A 6,941-nucleotide genomic window follows, 5' to 3' on the forward strand; every position below is an offset into this window, starting at 1 on the left:
CAACACTCCTTTGATGCTTTTTGTATTTTTAATATCATGCAAAGGATTTTTATTTAGTAAAACCAGGTCTGCTTTTTTGCCGATTTCAATAATACCATAATCCTCAATTGCATTTGAATAGGTCGCTGGAACCATAGTTGCACTTTGTAAAGCTTCAAGGTTGGTCAACCCGGAAGAAGTTAATTCGTATAATTCATCATGTAAACTAAAACCGGCAAACACATAAGAGTCGGTAACATCTGTCCCTGCCATAATGGGCACCCCCATGCTGTGCGCCATGGCTACTTGTTTTTTCGAAGCTTCAAAAAATTGTTCACTCACGCTAATGCCTTTTCTTTCGAGATTTTTTTCTTTGTTATGGTCTGTATCATATTTCCACCATAACTGCTTTCTAACCTTGGTTACATATTTTAGATTTTCATTGTCAGTAAACTCATTTTTATGCGCATTGGCTTCAAACTTTAAGGTCTGCAAGGTTGGCGTCCAATAGGCTTTTTCTTGCTGCATTAAACGCATCAATGTTTTTGCTTGGACCGAATCAAACTGTTGTACAATCTTTACTTTGGATTTAGAGAAATATTGCTTCCAATTTGTTGGTTTTTTTAAACTATCGGCCTCTGGGAAGCATTCGTACATGAATATTCGTCCGTGTTCAAAACTTCTTTGTCCTAGGTTAACCGCTTCTTCCAAACTTAGAAACATGGGCTTATGACCCGCCAGATGCAACCCATACTGAGGCGCTTTTAATGCTAATGTTTTATAGGTGTCCTTTGGTAACTGTTGGTACACCTTAATAAAATCTACCCTTTCATTTTTATAAAATTGTAGCAATGAATCTACTTGAGATGGATTTTGCAGTTTAAAAAAGTTTCGTGCGTCTTCAGGAATGGCTTTTTCACCATCCATTTGGTAACTGCTTTGCAACACGTATCTCGGTGTGACCCTAGTGTTGTTCTCTAGTTCTTTATTCCAATGCAAACGCTCTTTACTACCCACCCAATAGCTGTCTTTCTCATTCAATTGACCAGACATATCTCTTACCCCAGTAATGCCATTTGCGATGTACAGTGGATGATGCAACCATTCTGAATGTTGATTGGAATGTGTATGCATGTCCCATAAACCTGGAATTAGGTATTTACCAGTGCCATCGATAATTAAAGCATCATCGGAAGCAGTGATATGCGTAGTATCAATTTTTGTGATACGAGACTGTTCTATCAAAACAAATTGATCCGCAGTAACTTCTCCGGTTACAACATCTACCACATTTACATTTTTGATGATCGTTCTTTCAAAAGCTACTGGTGTTTGCAATGAAGAAGTTGGCCAGAGGTAAGCTGGAATAATTATGGCAATTGCTACGATAATTATTGCAACCACAACCTTAGTAAAGTATATCAGCTTTTTTTTCAATAGACTAGTTTATATGTCCTAAAATCCAATTTGATATTTCTTTCAATGCTATTGGTGAAAATGTCTGTTCTATTGTGCTGTACTCTTCCATTTTACCAGTTTCACTTTCTTGAAAAAAGTGATTCAAACCTTCCAGTTTTAATACTTTGAAGTCTTTGTTTTTTCCTCTGATCAATGCATCCTTAATACCTTTTTGATTTATCTCTGCTACTACTTGAGTATCATTGGTTCCATTAAGGGACAAGACAGGAATATCAAGTTTTTCGATCTCATCGGCTGGATTATAATTATAAAAGTAGCGGACCCACGGAGTGGTTCTCGTTTCAATTAATCCATTAATGATTTGGGATACCTTCTCATCATCACCAACCATAGGCTTTAGGATAGGCGTAATTGTGGCATTATAATGCTCCAAAAGTTCACTTTTAATAACCGATAACTCTTTATCGGAAGCCGCAATTGCTATTGCTTTTCGGATAGCCTGCTCATAGGCTGCTTCATTGGGCACAGGGAATGGTCTCATGCTAATTGACTGAATCAAGGATATTTCGCTGCCCGGAATTCCTGTAGATGCAAGTAATACGATAAAAGACACGTCTTTTGTTTGGTTTGCGGCCAACGGGGCAATTATACCTCCTTCACTATGTCCTATCAGACCAATATTATTTGAATCAATATCAGGTCTGGTCTTTAAAAACGCTACAGCGCTAAGTACATCTGTTGAAAAATCCGCAGTTGTTGCTTCGCTAAAATTACCGGTTGATTTTCCAACACCACGATCGTCAAATCGTAAAACTGCAATTCCTTGTCGAGTTAAATAATCAGCAAGAATCCAAAAAGGCTTGTGATTGGCAACGGTTTCATCCCTGTCTTGCGGACCACTACCACTAATTAAAATTACTACTGGAGATTTTTTATTATTTCGAGGTAAAGTCAATGTACCAGAAAGTGACACATTAGCTTCACTATTCTCAAAAACTACTTCCTCTTCATTGTATGGATATGGTTTTACAGGTTCTTGAGGTCGATTATTTTTAACTTCTGATTTTAGCTCTCCTTGTTTTAAATTTAAAGGAAGTGTATTGGCGCCTTCCGTGAAATTTCCTTTAAACTGTTGGGCATTTTCATAAAAGGTCCCTTCATATGTAATCCCCAAATTAGCACCATCAATAAACAGGACCCCATCTTTAAAAGATGTGTTTTGGGGTTTTAGACCTGCCACTCTTTGTGAAGGAATATCAATAATTGTTTTATGACCATTCTCATCGGTGGATATGTTAAATACAAATTCAATGGATTTGTCTTCGCTTATTTGTACAGTTCCATTCCATCGGCCAGAAATATCCTGTGCATGAATACCTATGGAAAGAAAAAGAAGTGTAAGTACTGATAATATATTTTTCATTGTATGTGTTTTATATGTGTTAAAATTGGAATGTAATTTCCCTGTCCGAATCAAATTCGAATCTTAAATCATTTGGGAAAGGCTTTTGATTAATTGATAATGAGAGGATTATTCCTCTAATTCCTTTAATAGGTCATTTGCCGAATCCATGGAGCCTTTATATTTTTTCAGTACCCATTGCGAGAATATAAATAAGACACCTATGCCCGAAGGCACCAGCCAGTTCAGTTTCTCAGTCATTGTAAATACATCTATTCCTTTTATTATTTTACCAAAAGAAATAACGCATAGTATCAACACGATAAAACTGGTATAAAAACTTACTTTTTGCAGTCGAATGAACTTCACCCTGGCTTTGGCATAAATTGCCAACGCCTCTTTATATGTACCTTTAGAAATCGGAACATTCTTCATCCTTTGAATTGACTTTAAGGAAAGGATGGGCAGCAGCAAACAAGCTACAATGGTTAAGATTCCTGAAAGTTGCAAATACCAGACATCCAATAGATTAAAATTACTGATAAGGAAGATTATCACGGCAAAACAGATTAAAGCACTAATGGTCTCAGGGACCGAAATACTGCGTATTCTATTTTCATATCGTTCCTTGGTCATATCGAAAATTAGTTGATCTGTCAAAATTTCTTGTCGTTCAACCTTCTTGCTCATATCTTCCCAAAGGGATTTCATCTTATCAATTTCCATTTTTAATTTGAGATTTTAATTTTTGTTTGATTCTTCCTAGACGCGTACCAATATTGGTGGTCGTAAAACCGGTGATAGTCGCGATTTCATCATAATTTTTTCCTTCTAAATGCAGTAATATGATACCTCTTTCCACGATACTGAGTTCTTTTATATGCGCATATAAAAGTGCAATACGTTCCTCTGTCAGGGTATCTATTTCATAAGGTCTGTTTAAAAGAAAATTGTCCATGGTTACTCGAGCACCCCTTCTTTTTTCCTTCTTCAAACTACTAATTGCCGTGTTCAACGCAACTCGGTACATCCAAGTACTTACCTTAGCGTTTTCTTTAAAAGAACCATAAGATTTCCAGAGTTGGTACACTATTTCTTGAAATAGATCTTTCTGGTCTTCAACGGTATTGCTATAAAGTCTCGAAACTTTATAGATAATTCCTTCGTTGGCTCTTATGTCCTTGACAAACTTTGTTTTTGAATGCATCAAAAGATAAATTACACTCTATTAGTATTTGAAGCACTTAAAAAATCACAAAAAAGTGATTTTATTTTGAGTAAAAAATTGTAAAATATTGTATTTCAATAATTTAACACTGTAAAAAAAATAACTAAAATTACATTAATAGAGCGCTTTTAAAGGTTGACAAAGTGAATTAGAACTACTTTTTTTGAACACTTTTTAGGTAAGTATTCGGTGTGGCACCCTCTATTTTTTTGAAGAATGTGTTGAAGACTGTTTTAGAGTTAAAACCACTATCATAGGCAACAGCCATTATGGTTAAACCTTTGTTCTCTTCTAGAAGAACGCGCTCTTTGAATTCATTAACTCTAAAGGTATTTACATATTCAGAGAAGTTCTTTTGAAACCCTGTGTTTAGTAATTGAGAAACATAATTGGCAGGAAGTTCTAGGTAGGAAGCTAAATCTTTTAAGGATAGATCAGGATTTAAAAATAGTTTATAATCCATCATGATTTGCTCTAGTTCCTTGCTGTACTTTTTGATTTCATTGGAATCCAGTAAAGCCTGTTTGTACTGCTTTCTCTGTTTGTAGTTTACATTATCGGGAATGGCTTTTAGCATGATATCTTTAAACCTTTTATTATTTTTTAAAGGCTTAAGAATTGGTGATGGATTCAATAATAAAATTAATGGCAACCGGTTATGGTACGCTTGAGTTATTAAATCAACTGCCTTTTCATTTTCACCTAACAAGGCATTAACTAATATCAAAAAAAAATGCCTTATCTACAAGTGCAGTTGTTAAATACGACTCTAGTTCTTTTAATCCATCATTGCACTTTTCCGTTTGATTGAGTTTTGCATAGCACATGGTTTCACCTCCTAATTTGGTGAGGTCTTTCTTAATGTTTGCCAACTGGGTCATTGAAACCTATAATACGTTTCTATACTCCTATGTAAATGGTTGCCAAAATGAATTGTGGCCATCTTTGTTATATGCCGTTTTAATTTAATTCTGCTTGTTCATAGGTCTTATTCCAAAAATCAGTAAATAACCTATCATCCAAAATTCTCCAATGGTTGCGGGTAGCGTAAGAAATCTATTAAAGCTAAACTCAATTCCTGCGTAGCGGATAACGGTGCTAATTAAATAGCCAATACCACCTAGAACAATAACTCTTCCTAACCAGACAGGCATTCTTTTAGATTTGATGACTATATACCCCATAGGAAATAGCCAAAGCCCAAAGAAAAGACCACCAATACCCCAAGCATTTGAAATTATATGTTGAAAAACCTGAATTAGTACAACTTTGTCTTCCATAGCACTTATATCAGAATTGGCAACACCTATTGCAGAAGCGATTGAAATTGCACTTATCATAATGACTAAAGCATTCACCATTCCCCATATACCTAGAGTCCAAGCTTCCCATTCATAATTGTTTTTAAATAATTTAAAGAACCAAACTGCGGTAAGTGCTTGTGATATTACTATAGCAAACTCTAATAGCAACCTAATTCTTGCAGTAGATTTTAGTTCCACTAAATTCGTTAGCGTTTGTTCAGGGTTTCCGGATACAAATATTTCAGAGTGAAAGACCATAAACCCTAAAATCCCTGAAATAGCCATCATTAAATACCATATACCTGTTATTCTTGCAGTTTTAATCGATTGCTTTAGTTCTTTATTTAAACCCATAGATTATTTGTAGTAGTGTTCATAATAAATATGACGGTGTAACAGAATTATTGTTACATTTTCGCTTTAATGGCATATAACTTGTTCAAATAAGCATATGTAAATCTTCAACCAAAAGTGAACTGAATTAGTCTAAAGATAAGTGATGGTTGTGTTAATTAGCCATAATCGGAATTTCAATATATCCATCCCCATACCATTTAATGATTAAAGGCTCCTGCGCATCTTGGATGGTCTCTTCACTGATATCCTTGCCCGTTCCATAGTTTAGTTCTGTAAAGGGTTCCTTGTTGCCATTGATGACCACGACCAAACGGCTGCCTTTACTTATCCTCTTACTCGTCATCCGCACAATGCCAAAAGGGAGTTTTGTTTTTTCACAGGGGGTCAACAATTGTCTTCTCTCAAGGCTATGTGCAAAACTTGCCCTAGCCTTATAGGGTAAGGTCAAAGCAAAGAATTTACCATCAGGGGTCTGCTCAAATAAAACTACCGTATAATCAAAATCTTTCTTGTTGATGGACACCGAGATTTCCCCTCCAAACGAACCGTTTAATTCAAAATCGGATTCAAAAGGTTTTGTAATAAAGGAAAAACCATGCCCTACCATAAGGCTATCCGCAACAATGGTTCTCCAACCACTTGAATTCCATGTCAAATTGCTCCGGTCAGTAAAATCTATGGCTTGCTCCAAATAATCATTGGGATTCACAGGTTGCTTGGAGAGAGTGTAATGTTCATCCTTTCCATTGTTTCCGGTTCCGAACAGGGATGCAAAAGTCACCCCCGAGCGCTCATTTGCCAAATAATACGTCAAGGTATCATTTGCCATGGACTGCAAAGAGGATGCATGGCCCCATGTATTTGCTCCCATGACTTGATAATTGATTTTGTCCTTTAACAATGCCGGCTTCGTCTTTCCCTTTAAAATATGATCAAACCAATCAAATATTAACTCAAGGATGTCGATTTGAGCTACAGGATCAACGTCATACCCAAAAATGTGGCTACTGGGTTTTTCTTGGGCCCCAAAATGGGTGTACGGTCCAATTACTAGATAATGCTCTGCGTTTGTATTGTATTTGGTATGCTCCTTCAAATAATACTGTGTCCCCACTTGCCCCCCATCATAATATCCTGTAGTGGCCAAAACAGGAATATTGATATGGGCAAATTCCTCTTTGTAAGGCATCATGTTTTGCCAATAGGTATCATAAGTTGGGTGCAGTAAACGTTCTCGAAATTGAGGATTGGG

7 protein-coding genes are annotated in these 6,941 nt (G+C 36.1%); all 7 read right to left on the reverse strand.

What is annotated here, in order from left to right; translation table 11 throughout:
- Nucleotides 1-1,416: amidohydrolase family protein (locus AAC037_RS16400; protein ID WP_339904054.1), on the reverse strand; the 1,416-nt coding region annotated here is incomplete at its 3' end.
- 4 nt (nucleotides 1,417-1,420) lie between these two features.
- Nucleotides 1,421-2,821, reverse strand: coding sequence for an alpha/beta fold hydrolase (locus AAC037_RS16405; protein WP_339904056.1), 1,401 nt, complete (start codon nucleotides 2,819-2,821; stop codon nucleotides 1,421-1,423).
- Between the two features lie 108 nt (nucleotides 2,822-2,929).
- Complete coding sequence (locus AAC037_RS16410; protein ID WP_339904058.1) at nucleotides 2,930-3,526, reverse strand: hypothetical protein; 597 nt, start codon at nucleotides 3,524-3,526, stop codon at nucleotides 2,930-2,932.
- Nucleotides 3,516-4,007, reverse strand: coding sequence for an RNA polymerase sigma factor (locus AAC037_RS16415; protein ID WP_339904060.1), 492 nt, complete (start codon nucleotides 4,005-4,007; stop codon nucleotides 3,516-3,518). Before AAC037_RS16415 ends, AAC037_RS16410 begins: the two co-directional genes overlap by 11 nt.
- A gap of 175 nt (nucleotides 4,008-4,182) precedes the next feature.
- Nucleotides 4,183-4,755, reverse strand: a complete 573-nt coding sequence (locus tag AAC037_RS16420) for a helix-turn-helix domain-containing protein (protein WP_339904062.1) — start codon at nucleotides 4,753-4,755, stop codon at nucleotides 4,183-4,185.
- Between the two features lie 238 nt (nucleotides 4,756-4,993).
- On the reverse strand, nucleotides 4,994-5,686 hold the full coding sequence (locus tag AAC037_RS16425; protein WP_339904066.1) for a DUF4386 domain-containing protein: 693 nt from the start codon (nucleotides 5,684-5,686) through the stop codon (nucleotides 4,994-4,996).
- 154 nt (nucleotides 5,687-5,840) lie between these two features.
- A partial coding sequence (locus AAC037_RS16430; RefSeq protein ID WP_339904067.1) for a CocE/NonD family hydrolase occupies nucleotides 5,841-6,941 on the reverse strand: 1,101 nt, incomplete at its 5' end.

It is taken from the genome of uncultured Cyclobacterium sp. (assembly GCF_963976465.1).
Lineage (GTDB): Bacteria > Bacteroidota > Bacteroidia > Cytophagales > Cyclobacteriaceae > Cyclobacterium.

Coding starts and splice junctions, on each gene's coding strand:
- AAC037_RS16410 (WP_339904058.1), bottom strand. CDS start 3,526: ATGGAAATTGATAAGATGAAATCCCTTTGGGAAGATATGAGCAAGAAG.
- AAC037_RS16425 (WP_339904066.1), bottom strand. CDS start 5,686: ATGGGTTTAAATAAAGAACTAAAGCAATCGATTAAAACTGCAAGAATA.
- AAC037_RS16405 (WP_339904056.1), bottom strand. CDS start 2,821: ATGAAAAATATATTATCAGTACTTACACTTCTTTTTCTTTCCATAGGT.
- AAC037_RS16415 (WP_339904060.1), bottom strand. CDS start 4,007: ATGCATTCAAAAACAAAGTTTGTCAAGGACATAAGAGCCAACGAAGGA.